Source organism: Streptomyces sp. NPDC107517 (genome assembly GCF_055582645.1).
The window spans coordinates 87247-111727 of the sequence record NZ_JBVJPM010000008.1 but is presented as its reverse complement, the minus strand read 5'-3'; the positions used below and the strand labels follow the sequence as shown (position 1 = coordinate 111727).

The following is a 24481-nucleotide window of genomic DNA, read 5'->3' as shown; positions in this document are numbered from 1 at the left end:
GTCCGCCGTATGACGGAGACCGCGGCACCCGGACAGCTCGCCCATGACCGCTACTGCGACGAAGTCGTCGAGCAGACCGCTCTGCTGGCGGGGCATCTCGCCGGTGCCGACCTCACGGCGACCGTGCCGACCTGCCCCGACTGGACCCTGCGTGATCTCGTCGTGCACCTCGGAGGCGCGCACCGCTGGGTCGAGACGATCGTGCGGACCGGGGCCACCGAGGAGGTCCCCGAGGAAAAGGTTCCGGGCTTCGACGGACCCGGGAGCGATGACCCGGCCGCGCTCGCGGCCTGGCTCGTGGAAGGCGCCGAGCTGACCGCGCGGGCGCTGCGCGCCGCGGGCCCCGGCACGCGCCTGTGGACCTGGTCCTGGGATCGCACCGCCGCTTTCTGGGCCCGCCGCATGACGCACGAGACGGTGATCCACCGGGCGGACGCGGCGCTCACGGCGCGGGCCGCGTACGAGGTGGCGCCCGAGCTCGCCGCCGACGCGATCGACGAGTGGCTGCAGATCGTCGCCCACGCCCAGCGGTCCGACCCGTCCGGCAGCGCGGCGGAGCTGCGTGGCGGCGGGCGCAGCCTGCACCTCCACGCCACCGGCACACCGCCCGAGCTGAACGCCGAATGGCTGGTCGAGCTGGGCGAGGACGGTTTCACGTGGCGCCGCGGCCACGAGAAGGCGACCGTCGCGCTGCGGGGGCCGCTGACCGACGTACTGCTCGCGTTCTATCGGCGCGCACCCCTCGACGGCGGACACGTGGAGGTGCTGGGGGAGCGGGAGCTGCTGGACCTCTGGCTCGCATGGGCGACGTTCGGGTAGCCGAGGCGGCTCCGGCAAGCCCACCAGAGAGTTCAGCCCGGCAAGGGCCCGACGCTGCGGCCCGCGAGCGAGCCGTGCGCGGCGACGACCTCGTCGAACCCGTCGAGCGTCCCGATCGCACAGCCGGCTTCGGTGTGCGGGATCGCGGGCCTGCGCGGGGCGGGTTCAGGGGTCTGCACCCGCCCGTGCCAGGCCGCGGTACCCAGGGCCATCAGCCCTGGACGGCCGCCGGGTCCATCCACATGATCTCCCAGGTGTGGCCGTCCGGGTCGTCGAAGGCGCGACCGTACATGAAGCCGTGGTCCTGCTTCTCGCCGGTCTCGGTGCCGCCCGCGGCGATCGCCCTGTCGACGAGCTCGTCGACCTTCTCGCGGCTCTCGGCGCTCAGACACAGCAGCACCTCGGTGCTCTTGGTCGAGTCGACGATCGTCTTCTTCGTGAAGGCGGCGTACTTCTCCTTGGTGAGCAGCATGACCACGATGTGCTCGCTGACGACCACGGAGGCGCAGGTCTCGTCGGAGAACTGCGGGTTGATCGAGTACCCGAGCTCGGTGAAGAACTTCTTCGACGCGTCGAGGTCGTTCACGGCGAGGTTCGGGAAGATCATCTGCTGGTACATGGCGGTCCGTCTCTTTCGCTCGCTGGTGTCGGTGCGGCGTCGCTGTGCCGTACGCAGAGTTAGACGGGCCGCCGACCGGTAACTCATCGCCCGCCGCGCACTCTCCTTGGATTTCCTTGTGCGGGCTCCGCTCAGCCGGCGAGCGGGAGCGCCGCCAGTTCCGCGACCACCCACGTCAGCGGCCCGAACACGGCGAGCAGTGCGGCCGCGCGCAGCCCGGCCGCACTCCGCAGGAGACTCACGGGGGCGCCGAGCCGGAGCAGGGCGGCCGTGGTGTCGGAGCGGGCGTGCTTGGCCTCGATCGCGGCCGTCAGGAGCGTGGCGACCGTACAGCCCATGACGAGGACGGCGCCGAGCGCGGACATCGGACCGAGGTCGGGCTGACGCCCCGACCAGAGGGTGAGCCCCGCGTACGCACCGGAGGCCACTGCGCAGACCACGCCCAGGGGGCGGCCGATGCGGCGGGCCTCCTCCTGGAGCACCCGGCCCGCCAGGAGCCGCGCCGCTCCGGGCCGCACCGCCTGAAGGGCCCGGCCGCACTGGTACGTGAGCCCGGGACCCGCGAGCGCGAGGCCGAGGGCCGTCAGCGTCCAGCCGGCCAGCACGCCTGCCGGGCTGCCGCCCAGACCGCCCGGCATGGGGAACCCCGCGGTGCCCTGCGCGCGGGAGGCGTACGTCTCCACGGCGAGGCCCGCAGCCAGCAGGGCCACGCCCCAGGGCAGACCGGTCGGCGCGGGTACCGGGGCGGCGGGATCGCGCGGATCCGGCTGCGGCTCGCCGGCCTTGACGGCGCGCGGGCGCAGCACGACGGCGGAGGCGGTGGACGCGGCGAGCGGGACCAGGGCGAGCAGGGTCAGGGTGGCGGCCAGGGGCAGGGGCCGGTCGGCGGCGAGGAGGTCGCGGGCGGCGCCGTCGAAGGGCAGCCCGGAGAAGTCGCCGCGCAGGTGCAGGAAGAACAGCAGCGCCAGCATCGAGCCGAGCGTGCAGGCGGCCGCGGTGGAGACCGCCGAGATCAGGGTGAGGCGCGCGGGCCCCAGGCCGACCGCGGACAGGCCCGGACGCGGCCGGGTGCCCGGGTCGGTGCGGGCGACGGCGACGGCGAGGTGGACGGTCGCGGCGATGGGCACCAGGCACCAGGCGAGGCGCAGTACGGATCCGGTCGAGGCGTCGGGGTGGCCCATCGCGTAGCCGAGCGTGCACAGCAGGAGGAATCCTGTGCCGGCGGAGGCGGCCGCGACCAGGAGCCTGCGGAACTGGACGAGGGGCCGGCCCCCGCGGGCTAGACGGAGAGCGAGCACGCGGCCCGGCCTTCCGCGTCGGTGCCGCCGGGTACCCCGGGCAGATGGACCGTGTTCACGCGGCGCCCGTCGAGGAGCGACACCGAGCGGTCGGCCAGGGCGGCCACCTCGGTGTCGTGCGTGGCGAGGACGACGGTGATGCCGTGCGAGCGGGCCGCGGCCATCAGGGTGCGCAGGACGTGGGCGCGGTCGGCTCGGTGCAGGGGCGCCGTGGGCTCGTCGGCGAAGAGCACGGAGGGTGCGGTGACCAGGGCGCGGGCGATGGCCACGCGCTGGCGCTCCGACTGGAGCAGGGCGTGCGGGCGCTTGCGGGCGCACATGCCGATGTCGAGCCGCTCCAGCCACTCCAGGGCGGAGGCCTTGGCGGCGCGGCGGCTGCCGCCGCGCATCATCAGGGCGAGCGCCGTGTTCTCCCAGGCGTTCAGCTCGGGCACGAGGTGCGGCTCGGGGTCGATCCAGGCGAAGCGGTCGCGGCGCAGCCGTTCCCGGACGAGCGGGCCCATGGTGTGCACGGGGGTGCTGTTGAACCAGACCTCGCCCTGCTGCGGCAGGAGCTGGCCGGAGAGGCACTGCAGGAGCGTCGTCTTGCCGCTGCCACGCGGTCCTGTGACGGCGAGGATCTCGCTCTCGCGGACACCGAGCGAAACGCCGGTGAGCGCGGGCGAGCCGTTGTGGGAGAAGTGCAGGGCACGTGCCCAGAGCACGTCGTTGTCCGGCGGGGCCACCATGGCGAACACCTCGTTCAGAGACTGCAGATCAGAAATGCCGTAGACGAGCCGTCCCCCTTACGGGGGAACGAAGGCAGGGCCGATCGGTCACTGGGCACGCTAGGTATTCGCCGGCGCGGGTCGGGAAATGACGCGGCCCGGCCGCCCCCATCTCACTCGGATGGGCGCAGCCGGGCCGCGGGAGCCGTCAGGCTCAGATCTTGCTCCAGGCCTCCGTGAGGACCTGGCGGATGATGCCCTCGATCTCGTCGAACGTGGACTGGTCCGAGATCAGCGGCGGCGACAGCTGGATGACCGGGTCACCACGGTCGTCGGCGCGGCAGTACAGGCCGTACTCGTAGAGCTTCTTGGACACGAAGCCGTAGAGCACGCGCTCCGACTCCTCGTCCGTGAAGGACTCCTTGGTGGCCTTGTCCTTGACGAGCTCGATGCCGTAGAAGAAGCCGTTGCCGCGGACGTCGCCGACGATCGGCAGGTCGTGCAGCTTCTGCAGCGTCTTGAGGAAGTTGGCCTCGTTGTCGAGCACGTGCTGGTTGAGACCCTCGCGCTCGAACAGGTCGAGGTTGGCGAGCGCCACGGCCGAGGAGACCGGGTGGCCACCGAAGGTGTAGCCGTGCAGGAAGGTGTTGTCACCCTTGTAGAACGGCGCGGCGATCCGGTCGGAGACGATGGTCGCACCGATCGGGGAGTAGCCCGAGGTCATGCCCTTGGCGCAGGTGATGATGTCCGGGATGTAGCCGAACTTGTCACAGGCGAACATCGTGCCGAGGCGGCCGAAGGCGCAGATGACCTCGTCCGACACGAGCAGCACGTCGTACTGGTCACAGATCTCGCGCACGCGCTGGAAGTAGCCGGGCGGCGGCGGGAAGCAGCCACCGGCGTTCTGCACGGGCTCGAGGAAGACCGCGGCGACGGTCTCGGGGCCCTCGAAGAGGATCTCCTGCTCGATCTGGTCGGCGGCCCAGCGGCCGAAGGCCTCGGGGTCGTCGCCGTGGATCGGGGCGCGGTAGATGTTGGTGTTCGGGACCTTGTGCGCGCCCGGCACCAGCGGCTCGAACGGGGCCTTCAGGCCCGGCAGGCCGGTGATGGACAGCGCGCCCTGCGGGGTGCCGTGGTAGGCCACCGCGCGGGAGATCACCTTGTACTTGGTGTGGTTGCCGTTCAGCTTGTGGTACTGCTTCGCAAGCTTCCAGGCGGTCTCGACGGCCTCGCCACCACCGGTGGAGAAGAAGACCTTGTTGAGGTCACCCGGGGCGTAGTGGGCGAGGCGCTCGGCCAGCTCCACAGCCTTCGGGTGGGCGTACGACCACACGGGGAAGAAGGCCAGCTCGGACGCCTGCTTGGCGGCGACCTCGGCGAGCTCCCTGCGTCCGTGGCCGGCCTGCACGACGAACAGGCCCGCGAGCCCGTCGAGGTACTTCTTGCCCTTGTCGTCGTAGATGTAGGTGCCCTCGCCACGCACGATGGTGGGAACGGGCGCGTTCTCGTACGACGACATGCGGGTGAAGTGCATCCACAGGTGGTCGTACGCGGTTCGGCTGAGGTCCTTGCTCACGGCTATCGGGTTCCCCACATATAGGTCTGCTTCTTGAGCTTGAGGTAGACGAAGCTCTCGGTGGAGCGCACGCCGGGAAGGGCCCGGATGCGTTTGTTGATGACGTCCAGGAGCTGGTCGTCGTCCTCACACACGACCTCCGCGAGGAGGTCGAACGAGCCCGCGGTCATGACCACGTACTCGACTTCCGGCATGGCCGTCAGCGCTTCGGCGACGGGATCGAGGTCGCCCTCCGCGTTGATGCCGACCATCGCCTGCCTGCGGAATCCCACGGTGAGCGGGTCCGTGACGGCGACGATCTGCATCACGCCCTGGTCGAGCAGCTTCTGGACGCGCTGTCGCACGGCCGCTTCGGAGAGGCCGACGGCCTTGCCGATGGCGGCGTACGGCCTACGCCCGTCTTCCTGGAGCTGTTCGATGATGGCGAGGGAAACGGCGTCGAGCGGCGGGGTGCCGGTGCCGTTCCTCGATCCCTTTGGGTCTGCGCTGCGACTGGCCACGTCCCCCACCATGCACGAGGAGTCGACAGTTCCGCAAGCCTGGATCGATGAAATTCGTTGTTTGAGGGCTCGAAGTTCACGGATTTCGCAGATCTGGCGGGGTGGGGGGTGTTGAAAGCGTGGGGCGACAGATTAGGGTGGTATCTCATCCAATGGACATCCGACCAGGAGGGCCGCCTCAGTGACCAGCGAGCTGCGTCGTCTGCGCAATTACATCGACGGTGAGTTCCGGGACGCCGCCGACGGACGGACCACCGAGGTGGTCAACCCGGCCAACGGTGAGGCGTACGCGACCGCCCCGCTGTCCGGCGACGCCGATGTGGACGCCGCCATGGCCGCCGCCGAGGCCGCGTTCCCGGCCTGGCGCGACCTCACGCCCAGTGAGCGCCAGAAGGCCCTCCTCAAGATCGCGGACGCGTTCGAGGAGCGGGCCGAGGAACTCATCGCCGCCGAGGTCGAGAACACCGGCAAGCCGACCGGCCTGACCCGGTCCGAGGAAATCCCGCCCATGGTCGACCAGATCCGCTTCTTCGCGGGTGCGGCGCGCATGCTCGAGGGCCGCTCGGCCGGCGAGTACATGGAGGGCCTGACCTCGATCATCCGCCGCGAGCCCATCGGCGTCTGCGCCCAGGTCGCGCCGTGGAACTACCCGATGATGATGGCCGTCTGGAAGTTCGCCCCGGCGCTCGCCGCCGGCAACACGGTCGTCCTGAAGCCGTCGGACACCACCCCGGCCTCCACGGTCCTGATCGCCGAGATCATCGGCTCCATCGTCCCCAAGGGCGTCTTCAACGTCATCTGTGGTGACCGCGAGACCGGCCGCGCGATGGTCGAGCACAAGACCCCGGCGATGGCCTCCATCACCGGCTCCGTGCGCGCCGGCATCTCGGTCGCCGAGTCCGCCGCCAAGGACGTCAAGCGCGTCCACCTGGAGCTCGGTGGCAAGGCTCCGGTAGTCGTCTTCGAGGACACCGACATCGCCAAGGCCGTCGAGGACATCTCGACGGCGGGCTTCTTCAACGCGGGCCAGGACTGCACCGCCGCCACCCGCGTCCTCGTCCACGAGTCCATCCACGACGAGTTCGTCCAGGCCCTCGCCAAGGCGGCGGCCGACACGAAGACCGGCCAGCCGGACGACGAGGACGTGCTCTACGGGCCGCTCAACAACCCGAACCAGCTCGCCCAGGTCACCGGCTTCATCGAGCGCCTCCCGGCGCACGCCAAGGTCGAGGCCGGCGGCCACCGCGTCGGCGACAAGGGCTACTTCTACGCCCCGACCGTCGTCTCGGGCGTCAAGCAGGACGACGAGATCATCCAGAACGAGGTCTTCGGCCCGGTCATCACCGTCCAGTCCTTCGCGGACGAGGCGCAGGCCGTCGAGTGGGCGAACGGCGTGGAGTACGCGCTGGCCTCCTCGGTCTGGACGAAGGACCACGCGCGCGCGATGCGCATGTCCAAGATCCTCGACTTCGGCTGCGTGTGGATCAACACCCACATCCCGCTGGTCGCCGAGATGCCGCACGGCGGCTTCAAGAAGTCCGGCTACGGCAAGGACCTGTCGGCGTACGGCTTCGACGACTACACGCGCATCAAGCACGTCATGACGTCGATCGAGGGCTGATCGGCGGCACCGATCCGCTCCACCGCCCCCGCATGGCTCCGGCCGCGCGGGGGCGGTGGCGTGTCCGGGGAGCGCCACCGCACGGCGGGCGCCGGGTGATCGACAGTGTGTCGGCTCTCACCCCGTCGGCTTGACGCAGCGTCCATTGTCCGGGCCCGCCGGCCGCGGGCATCCTGCACAGGTGCGAGCGACCTCGAGGAACCCCAAGCAGTCCCTGTCCCGCCGTTCCCTGATGCGCGCCCTGGGCGGTGGCGCCGCGGCCGCCGCGGTCGGCGCGCTCGCCTCGGGATGCGGTGTGCCCGCCGCGTACGTCGCGCCGGGCGACCGCGCCGCGACCGACCGGTCCGGCACCGACAAGCGGCTCGTCTTCGCCAACTGGCCGCTCTACATCGACGTGGACGACGACGATCCGTCGAAGCGGCCCACGCTCGACGCCTTCCAGAAGCAGACCGGGATCGACGTCAAGTACACCGAAGAGATCAACGACAACGACGAGTTCTTCGGCAAGATCAGCCCGTCCCTGATGAACCACCAGAAGACCGGCCGGGACCTCATCGTCATCAGCGACTGGATGTGCGCCAAGTTCGTGACGCTCGGCTGGGTCCAGGAGATGGACCGCGCCCGTCAGCCGCACGTCGCCAAGTACCTCGACCCGCTGCTGCGTTCACCGCACTTCGACCCCGGCCGCAAGTACACCGTGCCGTGGCAGTCCGGCATCACCGGCATCGCGTACAACAAGCGCAGGGTCGGCCGCGAGATCAAGCACGTGTCCGATCTGTGGGCGGCCGACCTCAAGGGCAAGGTCACGCTGCTGTCCGGGCTCGACGAGTCGTTCGCGCTGCTCATGCAGGGCAACGGCGTCGACATCACCCGGTGGACCCCGGACGACTTCCACCACGTGTGCGACCAGGTCGAGAAGCTCGTCAAGAGCCACCACATCCGCCGCTTCACCGGCAACGACTACATCAAGGACCTCTCCAGCGGCGATGTCCTCGCCTGCCAGGCCTACAGCGGTGACGTCATCCAGCTCCAGGCCGACGACCCGGACATCGAGTTCGTCGTGCCGGAGGAGGGCGGCGAGCTGTGGGCCGAGTCGCTGATGATCCCCAACCTCGCCGACCACAAGCGCAACGCCGAGCGCCTCATCGACTTCTACTACCGGCCGGAGGTCGCCGCCGAGCTGGCCACCTGGGTCAACTACGTGAGCCCCGTGCCGGCCGCCCGCGAGATCCTCGCCGACTCCAAGGACAAGGACACCGCGGCCCTCGCCGAGGACCCGCTGATCTTCCCCGACGCCACGATGCGCGCGCGGCTCGCCATCGCACGCGACATCACGTCGAAGGAACGCCCGGAACTCGCCAAGCGGTGGAACGCGATCGCGGGGCTGTGAGGGGACCGGCCGGCTTCGGCGCGGTCAGTTCCACAGGGGCGTGGTCATGACCCGCCGGAACGCCTCCGGGTGGCCGTCCGGATAGGTGAGCGTGATGCGCGAGTAGTGCCGGCGGTCGTGGTGCTTGGTCCAGGACCGCGGCTGGTCGAGGCGGACCGTGACGCGGTACGTGCGGAACTTGCCCGCCGCGCAGTACGGCTTGCAGTCGTTGACCACGCTATTGCCCGTGGCCACCGCCGAGGACGGACCCCATTGCGACCACTTGAGCGAGGTGAGGAGGCTGTTGCCGTCCCCGCACGCGAGCATGAAGTCGGTGGGCCGCACCTGTGGCTGCCAGGTGCAGTCGACGAGCACCGTGTCGGAGTGCTGTGGCTGTGGCTTCGGCGCCGCGGTGGAGGCGGAGGCCGGAACCATGGCTGCTGCGAGGGATGAGGCAGCACTGAGTGTGAGCGCCGCCTTCAGTGTTTTGCTCCGCAAAGTACCCTCCCGGCAGATCGGGGGGCCCTGGGCCCCGTGGTGCTCGTTCCGACGCTAAAGGGGTCCCGTGAGATGCGCCACTCGAACGGCCCAGCACCGCCCGGACGGGGTACTGGCGGGCCGGTCAGCCCTTGACCGCCGCCATGATGATGCGCTCGGCGACGGGATTCATCGCGTCGCCCTTGGCGTCCGTCGCGCCGACGGAGTAGACCACGGTCCGTGACAGATCGCGGGTCGCGGCGAGCCCGGTCACGTACCCGTAGCGGGATCCGGATTTGCCCCAGTACACCGTGCCGCCGGCCTCGAGGCGCTGGAGCCCCGCGCTCATGGTCGCCCCCGGCACGTCCGAGGGCACCGTGAACATCTCCTCGAGCTGGGGCCCGGGCACGAGGCGGCCGCCGAAGAGCGCCCGCAGCAGCCGCTCCAGGTCCTCCGTCGTGGAGATCATGTCGCCGGCCGCCCACCGGTCGGACTGGTTCCACTCGGTCACGTCGACGAACCGGCCGCGGTCCAGCTGGTAGCCGCGGTTGTGCGGGCCGTGGATCACGGGATCGGCGCCCGGGAACGACGTGGCGCGCATCCCGGCGGGACGCAGGACGCGCCGGGTGGCCTCGTCCGCGTACGTGTGACCAGTGACCTTCTCGATCAGCATGCCGAGAACCGTGTAGTTGATGTTGAGGTACTGCTGCCGCCGGCCCGGGTCGAACGACGGGCCCTTCGCGAGCGCCGACGCCACGACGGCCTGCGGGGTGAGGGTGTCGAAGCGGTGCGCGTACGCGTCCTCGAAGTCGTCGCCGAAGCCGTCACCGGCCTGGATGCCGCTGGTGTGGTTCAGCAGCCGGCGTACGGATATGGGCCGGAAGCCCTTCCCCTCGAAGAGGTCCGGCAGATAGTGCTGCACCGGCGCGTCCAGATTCACGCGGCGCTCGGCGGCGAGCTGGAGCACGACCGCCGCCGTGACGACCTTCGTCGTCGAGCCCGCGCGGAACCGGCCTTCGTCGAGCGCGGCACGTCCCGAGGCCAGGTCACGCACGCCGGAACTGCCGCGCCAGGTGCCGTCCGTGCCGCCGACGCGCACGAGCGCGGCAGTCGCGTCCGCGTTCGGCAGCCCGGAGATCGCCTCGCGCAGCGCGGCCTGGTCCGGGCGGTGCGCCGTGGCCGAGGCCCGGGCGGGCGCGTCCGCCAGGGCCGGTACGGCGAGCGGGCCCGCGGCGAGGCCGAGGACGAGGGCGGAGGCAAGGACGGTACGGCGGGTGCGTGCGGGCATGCGGCGCTCCGGGCGAGGTGAGGCGGCTTTGCGGACACGGCCATCCTGCGGCGGCCCGAAGAGCACCGGATCGTCGGTGAGGAGGGCACCGTCCCTGGAGTCGGCCAGGGCCAACCGACCCCGGAGGAAAGGAAGTTGTGGGGGTTCACCCCTAAGGGGCGGGGTCCGGCGGTCAGTTGCCGCGCAGTCCGCACAGCACGTCGATGCGGTTCGTCGTGATCGAGTCGACGCCGAGGCCGAGGAGGCGGCGCATCGCCGACTTCGTGTCCGGGGTCCACGCGGAGACCAGCAGGCCCTGGCGGTGCACATGGGCCGCCAGCTCCCGACTGACCAGCGGGAAACGGTAGTTGAGCCAGGCCGGCCCGACCGCTTCGAGCAGCCCGGGCCGCGGCGGGGCCAGCGTCGTCCACGTCAGCGCGATCTCGGCGGCCGGGTCCGCGCGCCGCACCGCCAGCATCGTCTCCGCGCCCGCGCAGTAGTAGGCACGCTCGTCGGCGCCGCAGTCCCGGATGACCCCGATGACCGTACGGACCACGCGCGCGTCCGCGCCCGGCAGGTCCACCATCACCCGCCGCTCGGCCAGTACCTCCAAGGCCTGTTCGAGGGTGGGCACGCCGCCCGCGGTGAGGCCGCGCACCTCGTCGTACGAGAGCGCGGAGAGCGGGCGGTCGTGGTCCCACAGCCGCTTGAGAGTGGAGTCGTGCAGCAGCACGGGCACGCCGTCGCGGGTCAGACGGACGTCGATCTCGACCGCGTCCGCCCCCTGCTCCAGCGCGGAGCGCAGGGAGGCGAGGGTGTTCTCACGGACGCGGTAGGGGTCACCCCGGTGGGCCACGGCAGTCACGGTACGCATGGGCCCATTGTGGTCAGCCGGTCAGGCTCCGGCGAGCCACGTGTCCGTGTACGCGTCGATCTCCGCGGCGATACGGGCCTTGCCCGGCTCGTCGAGGAACGACGCGTCCACCGCGTTCCTGGCGAGCGCGGCCACGCCCCGCTCGTCGAGGTCGAGGAGGCGGGCCGCGACGGCGTACTCGTTGTTGAGGTCCGTGCCGAACATCGGCGGGTCGTCGGAGTTGACGGTGACGACGACCCCGGCGTCGACGAACTGCTTGACGGGGTGCTCCTCCAGGGTCTTCACGGCGCGCGTCGCGATGTTCGACGTCGGGCAGACCTCGAGCGGGATGCGGTGCTCGGCGAGGTGGGCGAGGAGCTCCGGGTCCTGGGCGGACGTCGTGCCGTGTCCGATGCGTTCGGCGCCGAGGTGGACCAGGGCGTCCCAGACCGTGCCGGGGCCCGTGGTCTCGCCGGCGTGCGGTACGGAGTGCAGGCCCGCGGCGATCGCCCGGTCGAAGTACGGCTTGAACTGGGGCCGCGGCACGCCGATCTCGGGCCCGCCGAGCCCGAAGGAGACGAGGCCCTCCGGACGGATCGTGTCGGTGGTCGCGAGCCGCACGGTCTCCTCGGCGGACTCGAGCCCGGCCTCGCCGGGGATGTCGAAGCACCAGCGCAGGATGGTGCCGAACTCGGCCTCGGCCGCCTTGCGGGCGTCCTCGATCGCCTCCATGAAGCCGTACTCGTCGATGCCGCGGCGGACGGAGGAGTACGGGGTGAGGGTCAGTTCGGCGTAGCGCACGTTCTGCCGGGCCATGTCCCGAGCGACCTCGAACGTGAGGAGGCGGACGTCCTCCGGCGTGCGCACGAGGTCGACGACCGAGAGGTATACGTCGATGAAGTGCGCGAAGTCCGTGAACGTGAAGTAGTCGGCCAGTGCCTCGGGGTCCGTCGGGACCTTGGAGTCCGGGTGGCGGGCCGCGAGCGTGGAGACGATCCGGGGGGACGCCGAGCCGACATGGTGCACATGCAGCTCTGCCTTTGGCAGTCCGGCGATGAAGGCATGCAGATCGGTCACGGATTCCTCCCCAGGAACTTGGATGATCGACTGATCGGGTGGGTCGCAGTCATCGTAGGCGGGCCAGGTCCGCGACCCGGCGGCGGCCGTAGCATGACGGGACGTCCGGGTGGGAGCAGAAGGGGGACGAGCGAGCGATGTCCGAGGACACAGAAGGCAGAGAGGGCGCCGAGCGCGCTGAGGGCGGCTACGGTTCGGCGGCTGCGCCGGAGCGGGGGCCGGGGGAGCAGCCTGGGGAGGGGGTGTCCCTGGGGAAGCGGGAACCGGACCCGTGGGCGGCTCCGGCGGAGTCGGGCCCGCGGGACGCCGTGCCGGGGGATGTGGCACAGGGGGAGGCCGGGGCCGTTGCTCCGGCGCCGGTGAACCCGTTCGCGCCGCCGTCCCCCGCCGAAACGCAGGTGGACCCCTTCGCAGCGCCCTCCGCACCCACTTCGCCCAGCGAGCCGTACAACCCGTTCGCCCCGCCTTCCCCGGGCGCCGCGACGGCTCCCGGCCGCTGGTCGCAACAGCCGCACCAGCACCCGCACGCACAGCCGCCGGGTGCCCCCTACGGCATGCCCCCCGGCTATCCGGCGGCGCAGGCCGGGGCCCCCTGGGCGCCGGGGGCCAACCCCTTCGCGCCGCCGGGTGAGCCCGTGCCCCCGCCGCCCGTCTCGCCCGACGGGCCGGGGCAGATGCAGTACGGCTACCCGGCCGCCCCGTACGGCTACGGCTACGGCCGGCACGCGGCGACCGGCCCGGCCTCGACGGCCCACGGCGTTCCCGGCTACGGCTGGCCCGGGATGCAGCCGCAACCCGCCAACGGCATGGGCGTCGCCGCTCTGACGCTCGGGATCATCTCGGCCGCCGGCTTCATCCTGTGGCCGATCGCGATCATCGTCGGCATCCTCGCCATCATCTTCGGCGCGATCGGCCGCGCGAAGGCGCACCGGGGCGAGGCCACCAACCGTGGCCAGGCCCTGGCCGGACTGATCTGCGGCATCGGCGGTCTGGTGCTCGCGCTGATCATGATGTTCTTCGTCATCGCATACGGCGATTCGTCGAGCGACAGCGACAGCGGCGACGACAGCGGCTACTCCGCCGCCCTGTAGGACACCGCGGGCGGGGCCGGGCCGTCAGGCCCGGTCCGCCAGCCGCTCACGCGCCGCCATCAGCGCGAACCCCAGCAGATTGGCGCCGCGCCACCGTCTCGGATCGGCGGCCGCAGGCGCGTCGGCCGCGAGGCCGATGCCCCACACGCGGTCGAGCGGGCTGGCCTCGACCAGGACGCGCCCCCAGCCTTCGGCCGGGGGGACCCCCATCTCGCTTCGCCCGCCCGTCCCGAGCAGGAACTCCCGCAGATCCGCGTGCGCCGCGAACTTGTGCACGCTGCCCTCGACGACGATCCCGAACCGCTCGCGCGCCCAGACGTCCTCGTCGAAGCCGCGCACGAGGCGCCCGGCTTTCTTCGCCTGCGAGGGATGCGCCGCCCCGACGGCTCTGCGCTCGGCCTCGGCGTCACCGAACAGCCGGGCCTTCGCGGCCATCATCCAGTGCTCGGCCGTCGCGTACTCGACCCCGTCCACCGTGAACGGCGCGACCCACCACTGACTCAGGCAGCTCGCCCCGACCGTGCCGTCGGCCCGCGGTGTGTGCCCCCAGAAGTACAGGTACTTGACCCGTACACCCGCTTCCACCGCCCTGACCAGCGAGTCCCGATCGTGGATGGACGCGTTCCCCTCAGGCTTGTCGATCTTCCCCATGCACGCGAGTGTGGCACGCACCACTGACACTCCGTCCCTGCTTTTTCAGGGGGACTCGACACCTGGTCGACAGATTCCGTCGCGTAACCAAAAGGCAACAACGGAATCACTTGTTGCAGTACATCGCCTCTGCCAGGATCGGCACTCAAATCGAGCTGGAGCTACGCCGGCCCCGCGGGACGGGGCTCCGGCGGAGGAGAGCGATAATGCACAACCCTGGCAACAGCACCCGCTTCCAGGCCCAGGACCGGTTCGCCGAAGGCGCCCAGTACATCGCGGGCCGCCTCACCAAGGGCACATCCGGCCGCACCCACGCAGTCGTCGACCCGGCCACGGGCCAGGACGTCTACACCTACGAGCTGGCCGGCACCGAGGACGTCGACGCCGCCGTCGCGGCCGCCCGCGAGGCCTTCCCCGGCTGGGCCGGCGCCACGCCGGGCGAGCGTTCCGACGCGATGCACCGCTTCGCGGGCGTCCTGGCCGAGCGCGCCGAGGACCTCGCCCAGGCCGAGTCCCTGCAGTGCGGCAAGCCCCTCAAGCTGAGCCGCGAGTTCGACGTCCCCGGGACCGTCGACAACACCGCGTTCTTCGCGGGCGCCGCCCGGCACCTCCAGGGCCAGTCCGCCGGCGAGTACAGCGGCGACCACACCTCGTACGTGCGGCGCGAGCCCATCGGCGTCGTCGGGTCCATCGCCCCCTGGAACTACCCGCTCCAGATGGCCGCCTGGAAGGTCCTTCCGGCGATCGCCGCGGGCAACACCATCGTGCTCAAGCCCGCCGAGCTGACCCCGCTCACCTCCCTCCTGTTCGCACAGGCCGCGACCGAGGCGGGCATCCCCGACGGTGTCGTCAACATCGTCACGGGCGCGGGCAGGGACGCCGGCGAGCACCTCGTCGCCCACCCCGACGTCGCCATGACCTCCTTCACCGGGTCGACGGGCGTCGGCAAGCGCGTCGCCGAGATCGCCACCTCCACCGTGAAGCGGCTGCATCTGGAGCTCGGCGGAAAGGCGCCGTTCGTCGTCTTCGACGACGCCGACCTGGAGGCCGCCGTGCACGGCGCGGTCGCGGGCGCCCTGATCAACACGGGCCAGGACTGCACCGCCGCCACGCGCGCGTACGTGCAGCGCCCCCTCTACGACGCCTTCGTGCAGGGCGTCGCGGACCTCATGGAGAGCATCCGGGTGGGCGACCCGTTCGCGCCGGACACCGACCTCGGCCCGCTGATCTCGCACGCCCAGCGCGACCGTGTCGCCGGATTCGTCGACCGCGCCCGCTCCTACGCGCGCGTGGTCGCCGGCGGCGTCATCCCCCGGGGTGACCTCGAGCAGGGCGCGTACTACCGGCCGACCCTCGTCGCGGACGCCGCCCAGGACAGTGAGATCGTCCAGGCCGAGATCTTCGGCCCGGTGCTCGTCGTGCTGCCCTTCGACAGCGACGACGAGGGCATCCGCCTCGCCAACGACACCCCCTACGGCCTGGCCGCCTCGGCCTGGACCAGGGACGTGTTCCGGGCGAACCGCGCCACCCGCGACATCAAGGCGGGCTGCGTCTGGGTCAACGACCACATCCCGATCCTCAGCGAGATGCCGCACGGCGGCTACAAGGCGTCCGGCTTCGGCAAGGACATGTCTGCCTACTCCTTCGAGGAGTACACGCAGATCAAGCACGTCATGTTCGACAACACCGCGGTCGCCCGGAAGGACTGGCACCGCACGATCTTCGGGGACCGATAGTCATCGGGCCGCCCCCCAGGGGCGGCCGCACACCCTCCCGCAAGGGACCCTCCCGAAAGGGCATCCAAGCGCATGGAGCAGTACGAGCCCGACAGCCTGTCCCCGGTACAACTCGCCGCCATGCGGCGCAGTTTCCGCAACGGCAGGGCGGCCATGACCCGCCGTTCCCTGCTGCGCGCCTCCGCGGGCGGCGCGCTCGCCGTCGGCGGGATCGGGTCGCTGAGCGCCTGCGGCATCCCCGCGGCGAGCAAGACCCAGGGCGGCGTCTCGTCCGAGGACCACTCGGACAAGGAGAAGGTGGTCAACTTCTCCAACTGGACCGAGTACATCGACCTCAGCGACGACGAGAAGCACCGGCCCACCCTGGACGCGTTCACCAAGCGCACCGGGATCCAGGTCAAGTACACCGAGGACATCAACGACAACGTCGAGTTCTTCGGAAAGATCAAGCCGCAGCTCGCGGCGGGTCAGGACACCGGCCGGGACCTCATCGTCCTGACCGACTGGCTGGCCGCGCGGCTGATCCGCTTCGGCTGGGTCCAGAAGCTCGACCCCGCCAACCTGCCCCACGCGTACGCGAACCTGTCCCCGCAGTTCCGCAGCCCCGACTGGGACCCGGGCCGCGCCTACTCGTACCCGTGGCAGGGCATCGCCGTGGTCGTCGCGTACAACACCAAGGCCACGAACGGCAGGGAGGTCACCTCGGTCTCGCAGCTGCTCGACGACCCCAAGCTGAAGGGCAAGGTCGGCCTGCTCTCCGAGATGCGCGACACCGTCGGGATGACGCTGCTCGACATGGGCAAGGACCCGGGCACCTTCACCGCCGACGACTTCGACGCGGCGATAGCCCGGATGCAGAAGGCCGTCGACAGCAAGCAGGTCCGCCGCTTCACCGGCAACGACTACATCTCCGACCTGAGCAAGGGCGACCTCGCGGCCTGTCTCGCCTGGTCGGGCGACATCGTGCAGCTCCAGGTGGACAACCCCGACATCAAGTTCCACATCCCCGACAGCGGTTTCATGTACGGGACGGACAACATGCTGATCCCCAACAAGGCCCGTCACAAGACGAACGCCGAAAGGCTCATCGACTACTACTACGAGCCTCCGGTCGCCGCCGAGCTGGCCGCCTGGATCAACTACGTCACCCCCGTCGACGGCGTGAAGCCCGAACTCGCCAAGATCGACAAGAAGATCGCGAACGACCCGCTGATCGTTCCCGACAAGACCATGAGTGCCAAGGCGCACGGCTTCCGCTCGCTCACGTCCAAGGAAGACAAGGCGTTCGAGGAGAAGTTCGCCCAGCTCACCGGCGCGTGAGAGCCGCAGCACCGAGCCCCCTGACCCCACGACTCCCTGGACTGCACCATGACGACAGAAAACGGCGGCGACGTCCGCCTTGCCGGGATCAGCAAGACCTACGGCTCCTTCACCGCCGTCAAGCCGCTCGACCTGACCGTGCCGCAGGGCTCCTTCTTCGCGCTCCTCGGCGCCTCGGGCTGCGGCAAGACCACGACCCTGCGGATGATCGCCGGGCTGGAGGAGCCCAGCTCCGGCACGGTCATGCTCGGCGACCAGGACGTCACCGCGCTGCCCCCCTACAAGCGCCCGGTGAACACCGTCTTCCAGTCGTACGCGCTCTTCCCGCACCTCGACATCTTCGAGAACGTCGCCTTCGGCCTGCGCCGTCGCGGCATCAAGTCCGTGAAGAAGCAGGTCGGGGAGATGCTCGACCTGGTCCAGCTCGGCGAGCAGGCCCGCAAGAAGCCGCACCAGCTCTCCGGCGGCCAGCAGCAGCGCGTCGCCGTGGCGCGCGCCCTGATCAACCACCCCAAGGTGCTGCTCCTCGACGAGCCGCTCGGCGCCCTCGACCTCAAGCTGCGCCGCCAGATGCAGCTCGAACTCAAGCGCATCCAGACCGAGGTGGGCATCACGTTCATCCACGTCACGCACGACCAGGAGGAGGCCATGACCATGGCCGACACGGTCGCCGTGATGAACGCGGGCCGTGTCGAACAGCTGGGCGCCCCGGCGGACCTGTACGAGAACCCGGGGTCCACGTTCGTCGCCAACTTCCTCGGCACGTCCAACTTCATCGAGGCCGAGGTCGCCGGCCGCAGCGGTGAGGACCTCACCCTGAAGGCCGGCGACGGCAAGCTCGTACTGCCCGCCGCCCGGTGTACGGCCGCCACCACCACGGGCGGGAAGGTCCTCGTCGGGGTGCGCCCCGAGAAGATCTCCCTCACCCACGCCGATGACGCGGGCTCCATACCCGACGGCCGCAACCGCATCACCGGCCGCGTCGCCGACAGCAGCTTCATCGGCGTCTCCACGCAGTACGTCGTCGACAGCCCGCTGTGCGACGCCTTCGAGGTCTACGCCCAGAACATCGAGCGCGACACCCGGCTCACCCCCGGCACCGAGGTCGTCCTGCACTGGAACCCCGCGCACACGTTCGGCCTCGACGCCGCCCAGGACATCGAGGCCGGCGCCGCGAAGGTCGAGGAGGACGCCGCCGCATGACGACCGTCACCGACACCCCCGCGGCGCCGGCGGACAACCCCGCGGCGCCGGCCGGCAAGACCGCGCGCCCGCCGCGCAAGCGCGGCCGTCTCGTCCCGTACTGGCTGCTGCTGCCCGGCCTCCTGTGGCTGGTCGTCTTCTTCGCCCTGCCGATGATCTACCAGGCGTCCACGTCGATCCAGACGGGTTCCCTGGAGGACGGCTTCAAGGTCACCTGGCACTTCGCGACCTACTGGGACGCGCTCGCCGACTACTGGCCGCAGTTCCTGCGCTCGGTGCTCTACGCGGGCGCCGCCACGATCCTGTGCCTGGCGCTCGGCTACCCGCTCGCCTACCTCATCGCCTTCCGAGCGGGACGCTGGCGCAATGTCGTCCTCATCCTCGTCATCGCGCCGTTCTTCACCAGCTTCCTGATCCGCACGCTGGCCTGGAAGACGATCCTGTCCGACAGCGGCCCGGTCGTCAGCACGCTGAACGCCCTGCACGTCCTGGACGTCACGAGCTGGATCGGCATGACGGACGGCGACCGCGTCCTCGCGACGCCGCTCGCCGTGATCTGCGGACTCACGTACAACTTCCTGCCGTTCATGATCCTGCCGCTCTACACCTCGCTGGAGCGCATCGACGGCCGGCTGCACGAGGCGGCGGGCGACCTGTACGCCTCGCCCGCCACCACCTTCCGCAAGGTGACGTTCCCGCTCTCCATGCCGGGTGTCGTCTCGGGAACGCTGCTCACCTTCATCCCCGCCGCCGGTGACTACGTCAACGCGGACCTGCTCGGCTCCACCGACACCCGCATGGTCGGCAACGTCATCCAGACGCAGTTCCTGCGGATCCTGGACTACCCGACGGCGGCGGCGCTCTCCTTCATCCTGATGGCCGCGATCCTGATCATGGTCACCGTCTATATCCGCCGGTCCGGAACGGAGGACTTGGTCTGATGCCCTTCGTACGCTGGCTGCGCCGCAATCTCGTCGTCATCGCGGGTCTGGTCACCCTCGGCTATCTGCTCCTGCCCAACGTCATCGTGACGGTGTTCTCCTTCAACAAGCCGAAGGGACGCTTCAACTACGAGTGGCAGGCGTTCTCGCTCGACGCGTGGACGAACCCGTGCGGCGTCGCCGACATGTGCGGCTCGCTGTCCCTGAGCCTTCAGATCGCGCTGTGGGCGACGATCGGCGCCACCGTCCTCGGCACGATGATCGCCTTCGCCCTGGTGCGCTACCGCTTCCGGGCCCGCGGCGCCGTGAACTCGCTGATCTTCCTGCCGATGGCGATGCCCGAGGTCGTCATGGCCGCCTCGCTGCTCACGCTCTTCCTCAACATGGGCGCGCAGCTCGGCTTCTGGACGATCCTGATCGCCCACATCATGTTCTGCCTCAGCTTCGTCGTGACGGCCGTCAAGGCGCGCGTCATGTCGATGGACCCGCGCCTCGAACAGGCCGCCCAGGACCTCTACGCCGGTCCCGTCCAGACCTTCGTGCGGGTCACCCTGCCGATCGCCGCGCCGGGCATCGCCGCGGGCGCGCTGCTCGCCTTCGCGCTCTCCTTCGACGACTTCATCATCACCAACTTCAACGCGGGCTCGACCGTGACCTTCCCCATGTTCGTCTGGGGATCGGCGCAGCGCGGTACGCCCGTTCAGATCAATGTCATCGGTACGGCGATGTTCATCGTCGCCGTGCTGCTGGTCCTTGCCGCGATGCTGATCGGCAAGCGTAAGAACAAGGCAGTTTGAGGGAGTTGAAATCATGGCCGCACGTGCCATGAACCGTGGTACCGACTGGATCAAGTCACTGGCGGACGCCAAGCCGCTGTCCTACTGGCTGGACGACCCCGGCAGGCCCGAGGCCCGGCCGGCGCTCACCGGCGACGAACGCTGCGACCTGCTCGTCGTCGGCGGCGGCTACAGCGGCCTGTGGACCGCGCTCCTCGCCAAGGAGCGCGACCCCGGGCGCGATGTGGTCCTGCTCGAAGGGCAGGAGGTGGGCTGGGCGGCGTCCGGCCGCAACGGAGGATTCTGCGCCGCCTCCCTGACACACGGCGTCGCGAACGGGCTGGCCCGCTGGCCCGGCGAGATCGCGAGGCTGGAGGAGCTCGGCAACCGCAACCTCGACGCGATCGAGGAGGCGGTCGCCCGCTACTCCATCGACTGCGACTTCGAGCGCACCGGCGAACTGGACGTGGCCACCGAGCCGTATCAGGTCACCGAACTCCAGGAATTCCACCAGGAGTTGACCGAGGCGGGCCTCGCCGGCGGCACCGAGCTGCTCGACGCCGACGCGACCCGCGAACAGGTCGACTCGCCGACCTTCCTCGGCGCCCTGTACGACCGGCGCGGTGTCGCGATGCTGCACCCCGCCAAGCTCGCCTGGGGCCTCAAGCAGGCCTGCCTCGACCTCGGTGTGCGCTTGTACGAGCACACCCCGGCGCTCGAACTCTCCTCGTCCGGCGCCGGGACCGCGGTCCGCACCCCTTACGGGCGCGTCTTCGCCCAGCACGTCGCGCTCGGCACGAACGTCTTCCCGTCCCTGGTCAAGCGCGTGCGCTCGTACACCGTCCCGGTCTACGACTACGCGCTGATGACCGAGCCCCTGACCGACGACCAGCTCGCCTCCATCGGCTGGAAGAACCGCCAGGGCCTCGGCGACTCGGCCAACCAGTTCCATTACTTCCGGCTCTCCGCGGACAACCGGATCCTGTGGGGCGGCTACGACGCGATCTATCCCTACGGCGGCCGGGTGCGCGCCGAGCACGACCACAGGCCCGAGACGTACGCGAAGCTCGCCGGCCAGTTCTTCACCTGCTTCCCGCAGCTGGAGGGGGTGCGCTTCAGTCACGCGTGGGGCGGGGCCATCGACACCTGCTCACGCTTCTCGGCGTTCTTCGGCACGGCCCACAAGGGCCGCGTCGCGTACGCCGCCGGGTACACCGGCCTCGGCGTGGGCGCGACCCGCTTCGGCGCGGACGTGATGCTCGACCTGCTCTCCGGTGAGCGCACGGAGCGTACGGAGCTGGAGATGGTCCGTACGAAGCCGCTGCCCTTCCCGCCCGAGCCGTTCGCCTACACCGGGATCGCGCTCACCAAGTGGTCCCTGGCGCGCGCCGACGACAACGGCGGCCGGCGCAACCTGTGGCTGAAGGCGATGGACAAGGTGGGCCTCGGCTTCGACAGCTGACCCGACTCCGCGACAACTCGTGGGCCGAACCCGCGTAATGCTCGCGCCCCGGCCTCCTCTCCCTGGTGACACGCACAGCTTTCGGCAGCTGCGTACCAGGAAGAGGAGGTCCCGCCATGACTGGCTCGGGGGCGAAGTCGGCGGTCGAGTGGCTGGCGTCCGTGGCACCTGATCCGGATGCCTGCCGCGGGGAATGGGAGCGCAACCCCCTCGGGGTCGCGCTCCTTCCCGCGGGCAGGCTCTGGGACGTACTGATACTGCCCGGCGGCCTCGGGTATCCGACGCTCGACGTGCTGACCCGTGTCATCGACCGGCCGGGCCCGGTGCTCGCCGACTTCGGTGACGCCCGCATGGGCTTCTTCGTGCCCTCCGGCACGGCCGCCCGCTGGCTCGGCACGGGGGTGCGCGGCGCGGGTCGCGGCACCTGGATCGTCGTGCCGCATCCCCTTCCCGGCCGCGCCGTCGGCGGGGTCCGCTGGCTGATCCCGCCCGACGGCTCGGGCACCCTCACCGACCCGACGGTCCTGGAACTGGCGATGCACGAGGCGGCGGCGCAGCTCGCGCGGGACGACTCGCACGACTAGCCCGACGGGCCGGCCGGGTCAGCCGCGGGGCGCCCGGCCCGCCCACACCGCGCACATGACGTACAGCAGGACCACCGAGAGGCACCAGCCGCCGGCGACGTCCAGCGGCCAGTGGTAGCCGCGCCGCACCAGACCGAGGCCGACCGCCGCGTTCAAGGCCGTGTAGCCGATGACGAGTTCGCGGCGTGCGTAGGCGCCACGCACGTACGGCAGCAGAAGGAGCAGGCAGGCGCCGTACGCGACCGCCGCCGTCGTGGCGTGGCCCGACGGGTAGAAGCCGGTGCCGGGGCCCATCACGGCCGGGCCCGTCCGGGCGACGGTCTCCTTGATCGGGACGACCAGGAGCGGGACGGCGGCCATCGTCAGCGCGGCGGTGACAGGGGGCTTCCACCAGCGGGGCACGCCGTCGCGACGGGCGCGCCAGGCGGTGTAGCCGAGGACTGCGGCGAGGACCGGGAGCGCGACGGCGATGCCGCCGAGGTCGGCGAGGAGTTCGGCGGCCCGGTTCGGCAGGCGGCTGGATCCGATCGCGTCACCGAGGCGTTCGTCCGCGCGGCGCAGCGCACCGCCGACGGCGATCTGCCAGGTGAGGAAGAGGAAGAGCAGGGCGCTCAGAACGGCGGCCCAGCGGAAAACGATCGGCCGCCCCGGAACAGGGGGGGTAGTTCCGGGGCGGCCGATCTGATCGGTTTGCCGCACGCCCCGGGGGGTTTGGGGCGGGCGGCCATCCGATCGGTGAGGAGTTCCGGAGCCGGAAGCTCCGGGTGTGTGCGCGAGGGCACGACCAGGGCGGGGCTGGGGAGGCTCCGTCCCGGTTTCGCCCACAGTCCCCTGTGGGCGGGGTGTTTCTCTCATCTGCAGAAACCGTACGGCAGGGCGTGGGTGTCCGACAGCGGGAACAGCAACCCGACATCGGCCTCGCACACGTTCTTCACACGCCCTGACCCTTGTCCGAAGTCGCCGGTGCGGCTCAGACGCCCGCGAACGCGGTCTCGATGATGTCCAGGCCCTCGTTGAGCAGGTCGTCACCGATGACGAGCGGGGGAAGGAAGCGCAGCACGTTGCCGTAGGTGCCACAGGTGAGGACCAGCAGACCCTCGGCGTGGCAGGCCTTGGCGAGCGCGGCGGCGGCGGCCGGGTGCGGCTCCTTGGTGGCCTTGTCCTTGACGAGCTCGATGGCGATCATCGCGCCGCGGCCACGGATGTCGCCGATGATGTCGAACTTCTCGGCCATGGTGGCGAGGCGGGCCTTCATGATGGCCTCGATGTTCTTCGCCTTGGCGTTAAGGTCGAGCTCCTTCATGGTCTCGATGGCGCCGAGCGCACCGGCGCAGGCCACCGGGTTGCCGCCGTAGGTGCCGCCGAGGCCGCCCGCGTGCGCGGCGTCCATGATCTCGGCGCGGCCCGTCACGGCGGCGAGCGGCAGACCGCCCGCGATGCCCTTGGCGGTCGTGATGAGGTCGGGGACGATGCCCTCGTCCTCGCACGCGAACCACTGGCCGGTGCGGCAGAAGCCGGACTGGATCTCGTCCGCGACGAAGACGATGCCGTTGTCCGCGGCGAACTGGCGGATCGCGGGCAGGAAGCCCTTCGCCGGCTCGATGAAGCCGCCTTCGCCGAGGACCGGCTCGATGATGATCGCGGCGACGTTGTCGGCGCCGATCTGCTTGGTGATCTGGTCGATCGCCTGGGCGGAGGCCTCGGCGCCCGCGTTCTCCGCGCCGGTCAGCCAGCGGTAGCCGTAAGCCACCGGCACGCGGTAGACCTCGGGCGCGAACGGGCCGAAGCCGTTCTTGTACGGCATGTTCTTGCTGGTCAGCGCCATCGTCAGGTTCGTACGGCCGTGGTAGCCGTGGTCGAAGACGACGACGGCCTGGCGCTTGGTGTACGCACGGGCGATCTTGACGGCGTTCTCGACGGCCTCGGCGCCCGAGTTGAACAGCGCGGACTTCTTGGCGTGGTCACCCGGCGTCAGCTCGGCCAGCGCCTCGGCGACGGCGACGTAGCCCTCGTACGGCGTGACCATGAAACAGGTGTGGGTGAAGTCCTGCAGCTGGGCGGAGGCGCGGCGCACGACGGCCTCGGCGGAGGCGCCGACCGAGGTCACGGCGATGCCGGAACCGAAGTCGATCAGGCGGTTGCCGTCGACGTCCTCGATGATGCCGCCGCCCGCGCGGGCGGTGAAGACCGGCAGCGTGGAGCCCACGCCGGCCGCGACCACGGCGGTACGTCGGGCCTGCAGCTCCTGCGACTTCGGACCGGGGATGGCGGTGACGACGCGGCGCTCCTGCGGGACTGCGCTCATGCGGGGCTCCTGGGGGTGTTTCGGGTGCTTTCTTCGCAGGTTAGGGGCGAAGGGCGGGGTGGGGCATGCTCCATCCGGGCGCGGTTCGCGGATTGCGTTGTCCGTCGTGGACATAGGACGGTGCCGCCGGGATCGCGCCAGGTCCGGGCGCGTAACCGGTGAACTCCCCAGGCGGGGGCACTAGATTGACCCGCGGACACACAGACCGGCAGGTCAGGGGGCAAGGGCA

General features: G+C 70.6%; 24 protein-coding genes. 11 read left to right on the top strand and 13 right to left on the bottom strand.

Translation table 11 applies throughout. From position 1 onward, the window contains the following. Positions 1 to 9 precede the first annotated feature (9 nt). Positions 10 to 819: a maleylpyruvate isomerase family mycothiol-dependent enzyme gene (locus ACZ67T_RS20130; RefSeq protein ID WP_469985672.1), complete on the top strand. Its 810-nt coding sequence runs from the start codon at positions 10 to 12 to the stop codon at positions 817 to 819. A 32-nt stretch (positions 820 to 851) separates the two neighbouring features. Here ACZ67T_RS20130 and ACZ67T_RS20125 read toward each other — a convergent pair whose 3' ends face one another. From ACZ67T_RS20125 to ACZ67T_RS20100, 6 genes are all read right to left on the bottom strand, one after another. Next, the gene (locus ACZ67T_RS20125; RefSeq protein ID WP_469985670.1) at positions 852 to 1031 is read right to left on the bottom strand and encodes a hypothetical protein; all 180 of its coding nucleotides are present in this window, start codon (positions 1029 to 1031) and stop codon (positions 852 to 854) included. Continuing rightward, positions 1031 to 1438, bottom strand: coding sequence for a VOC family protein (locus ACZ67T_RS20120; protein WP_469985668.1), 408 nt, complete (start codon positions 1436 to 1438; stop codon positions 1031 to 1033). The genes ACZ67T_RS20125 and ACZ67T_RS20120 overlap by 1 nt, the downstream gene beginning before the upstream one ends. A 131-nt stretch (positions 1439 to 1569) precedes the next feature. Next, a complete protein-coding gene (locus ACZ67T_RS20115; RefSeq protein ID WP_469985667.1) occupies positions 1570 to 2736 on the bottom strand; it encodes a hypothetical protein in 1167 nt (388 codons plus the stop codon). Then, positions 2718 to 3464 carry an ABC transporter ATP-binding protein gene (locus tag ACZ67T_RS20110; protein WP_469985666.1) on the bottom strand — a complete coding sequence of 249 codons (747 nt, stop codon included), beginning with the start codon at positions 3462 to 3464 and terminating at the stop codon, positions 2718 to 2720. Before ACZ67T_RS20110 ends, ACZ67T_RS20115 begins: the two co-directional genes overlap by 19 nt. A gap of 193 nt (positions 3465 to 3657) precedes the next feature. Continuing rightward, complete coding sequence (locus ACZ67T_RS20105) at positions 3658 to 5037, bottom strand: aspartate aminotransferase family protein (RefSeq protein WP_469985664.1); 1380 nt, start codon at positions 5035 to 5037, stop codon at positions 3658 to 3660. Next, positions 5022 to 5519 carry an Lrp/AsnC family transcriptional regulator gene (locus tag ACZ67T_RS20100; protein WP_206302065.1) on the bottom strand — a complete coding sequence of 166 codons (498 nt, stop codon included), beginning with the start codon at positions 5517 to 5519 and terminating at the stop codon, positions 5022 to 5024. Before ACZ67T_RS20100 ends, ACZ67T_RS20105 begins: the two co-directional genes overlap by 16 nt. Before the next feature lie 181 nt (positions 5520 to 5700). On the opposite strand from ACZ67T_RS20100, the gene ACZ67T_RS20095 reads away from it, so the two are divergent. Both ACZ67T_RS20095 and ACZ67T_RS20090 read left to right on the top strand, forming a co-directional pair. Continuing rightward, on the top strand, positions 5701 to 7140 hold the full coding sequence (locus ACZ67T_RS20095) for a gamma-aminobutyraldehyde dehydrogenase (protein WP_469985663.1): 1440 nt from the start codon (positions 5701 to 5703) through the stop codon (positions 7138 to 7140). A 232-nt stretch (positions 7141 to 7372) separates the two neighbouring features. Then, positions 7373 to 8530, top strand: coding sequence for a polyamine ABC transporter substrate-binding protein (locus ACZ67T_RS20090; protein ID WP_469985929.1), 1158 nt, complete (start codon positions 7373 to 7375; stop codon positions 8528 to 8530). A gap of 24 nt (positions 8531 to 8554) precedes the next feature. Here the strand turns inward: ACZ67T_RS20090 and ACZ67T_RS20085 are convergent, their stop codons facing one another. The 4 genes from ACZ67T_RS20085 to ACZ67T_RS20070 form a co-directional block, all read right to left on the bottom strand. After that, positions 8555 to 8944, bottom strand: coding sequence for a hypothetical protein (locus ACZ67T_RS20085; RefSeq protein ID WP_469985661.1), 390 nt, complete (start codon positions 8942 to 8944; stop codon positions 8555 to 8557). Between the two features lie 187 nt (positions 8945 to 9131). Continuing rightward, positions 9132 to 10274, bottom strand: a complete 1143-nt coding sequence (locus ACZ67T_RS20080; protein ID WP_469985660.1) for a serine hydrolase domain-containing protein — start codon at positions 10272 to 10274, stop codon at positions 9132 to 9134. 172 nt (positions 10275 to 10446) lie between these two features. Then, positions 10447 to 11127 (bottom strand): glycerophosphodiester phosphodiesterase, encoded by a 681-nt coding sequence (locus ACZ67T_RS20075; protein ID WP_469985659.1) that lies wholly within the window; start codon positions 11125 to 11127, stop codon positions 10447 to 10449. Between the two features lie 21 nt (positions 11128 to 11148). Beyond that, positions 11149 to 12210, bottom strand: a complete 1062-nt coding sequence (locus ACZ67T_RS20070) for an adenosine deaminase (protein WP_469985928.1) — start codon at positions 12208 to 12210, stop codon at positions 11149 to 11151. A gap of 110 nt (positions 12211 to 12320) precedes the next feature. Between ACZ67T_RS20070 and ACZ67T_RS20065 the strand changes: the two genes are divergently transcribed. Then, complete coding sequence (locus ACZ67T_RS20065; protein WP_469985957.1) at positions 12321 to 13274, top strand: DUF4190 domain-containing protein; 954 nt, start codon at positions 12321 to 12323, stop codon at positions 13272 to 13274. A gap of 24 nt (positions 13275 to 13298) precedes the next feature. On the opposite strand, the gene ACZ67T_RS20060 is transcribed toward ACZ67T_RS20065, so the two are convergent. Continuing rightward, positions 13299 to 13925, bottom strand: a complete 627-nt coding sequence (locus tag ACZ67T_RS20060; RefSeq protein WP_469985658.1) for an NADAR family protein — start codon at positions 13923 to 13925, stop codon at positions 13299 to 13301. Positions 13926 to 14131: 206 nt separating this feature from the next. Between ACZ67T_RS20060 and ACZ67T_RS20055 the strand changes: the two genes are divergently transcribed. The 7 genes from ACZ67T_RS20055 to ACZ67T_RS20025 all read left to right on the top strand — a co-directional run bounded on the left by ACZ67T_RS20055 (position 14132) and on the right by ACZ67T_RS20025 (position 21947). Continuing rightward, a complete protein-coding gene (locus tag ACZ67T_RS20055; protein ID WP_469985656.1) occupies positions 14132 to 15661 on the top strand; it encodes a gamma-aminobutyraldehyde dehydrogenase in 1530 nt (509 codons plus the stop codon). A 72-nt stretch (positions 15662 to 15733) separates the two neighbouring features. After that, entirely contained in the window at positions 15734 to 16981 is a 1248-nt protein-coding gene (locus ACZ67T_RS20050) for a polyamine ABC transporter substrate-binding protein (protein ID WP_469985654.1), read from the top strand. Positions 16982 to 17029: 48 nt separating this feature from the next. Beyond that, entirely contained in the window at positions 17030 to 18184 is a 1155-nt protein-coding gene (locus ACZ67T_RS20045) for an ABC transporter ATP-binding protein (RefSeq protein WP_469985652.1), read from the top strand. Then, a complete protein-coding gene (locus ACZ67T_RS20040) occupies positions 18181 to 19125 on the top strand; it encodes an ABC transporter permease (RefSeq protein ID WP_469985650.1) in 945 nt (314 codons plus the stop codon). The genes ACZ67T_RS20045 and ACZ67T_RS20040 overlap by 4 nt, the downstream gene beginning before the upstream one ends. Further along, the gene (locus ACZ67T_RS20035) at positions 19125 to 19922 is read left to right on the top strand and encodes an ABC transporter permease (RefSeq protein WP_469985648.1); all 798 of its coding nucleotides are present in this window, start codon (positions 19125 to 19127) and stop codon (positions 19920 to 19922) included. The genes ACZ67T_RS20040 and ACZ67T_RS20035 overlap by 1 nt, the downstream gene beginning before the upstream one ends. Positions 19923 to 19935: 13 nt before the next feature. Next, on the top strand, positions 19936 to 21363 hold the full coding sequence (locus tag ACZ67T_RS20030; RefSeq protein WP_469985646.1) for an NAD(P)/FAD-dependent oxidoreductase: 1428 nt from the start codon (positions 19936 to 19938) through the stop codon (positions 21361 to 21363). 116 nt (positions 21364 to 21479) lie between these two features. Continuing rightward, positions 21480 to 21947 (top strand): hypothetical protein, encoded by a 468-nt coding sequence (locus ACZ67T_RS20025; protein WP_469985645.1) that lies wholly within the window; start codon positions 21480 to 21482, stop codon positions 21945 to 21947. Positions 21948 to 21965: 18 nt separating this feature from the next. Here ACZ67T_RS20025 and ACZ67T_RS20020 read toward each other — a convergent pair whose 3' ends face one another. Then, on the bottom strand, positions 21966 to 22646 hold the full coding sequence (locus tag ACZ67T_RS20020) for a phosphatase PAP2 family protein (protein ID WP_469985643.1): 681 nt from the start codon (positions 22644 to 22646) through the stop codon (positions 21966 to 21968). 271 nt (positions 22647 to 22917) lie between these two features. Next, the gene (gene gabT / locus ACZ67T_RS20015) at positions 22918 to 24252 is read right to left on the bottom strand and encodes a 4-aminobutyrate--2-oxoglutarate transaminase (protein ID WP_326773881.1); all 1335 of its coding nucleotides are present in this window, start codon (positions 24250 to 24252) and stop codon (positions 22918 to 22920) included. Between the last annotated feature and the right edge of the window lie 229 nt (positions 24253 to 24481).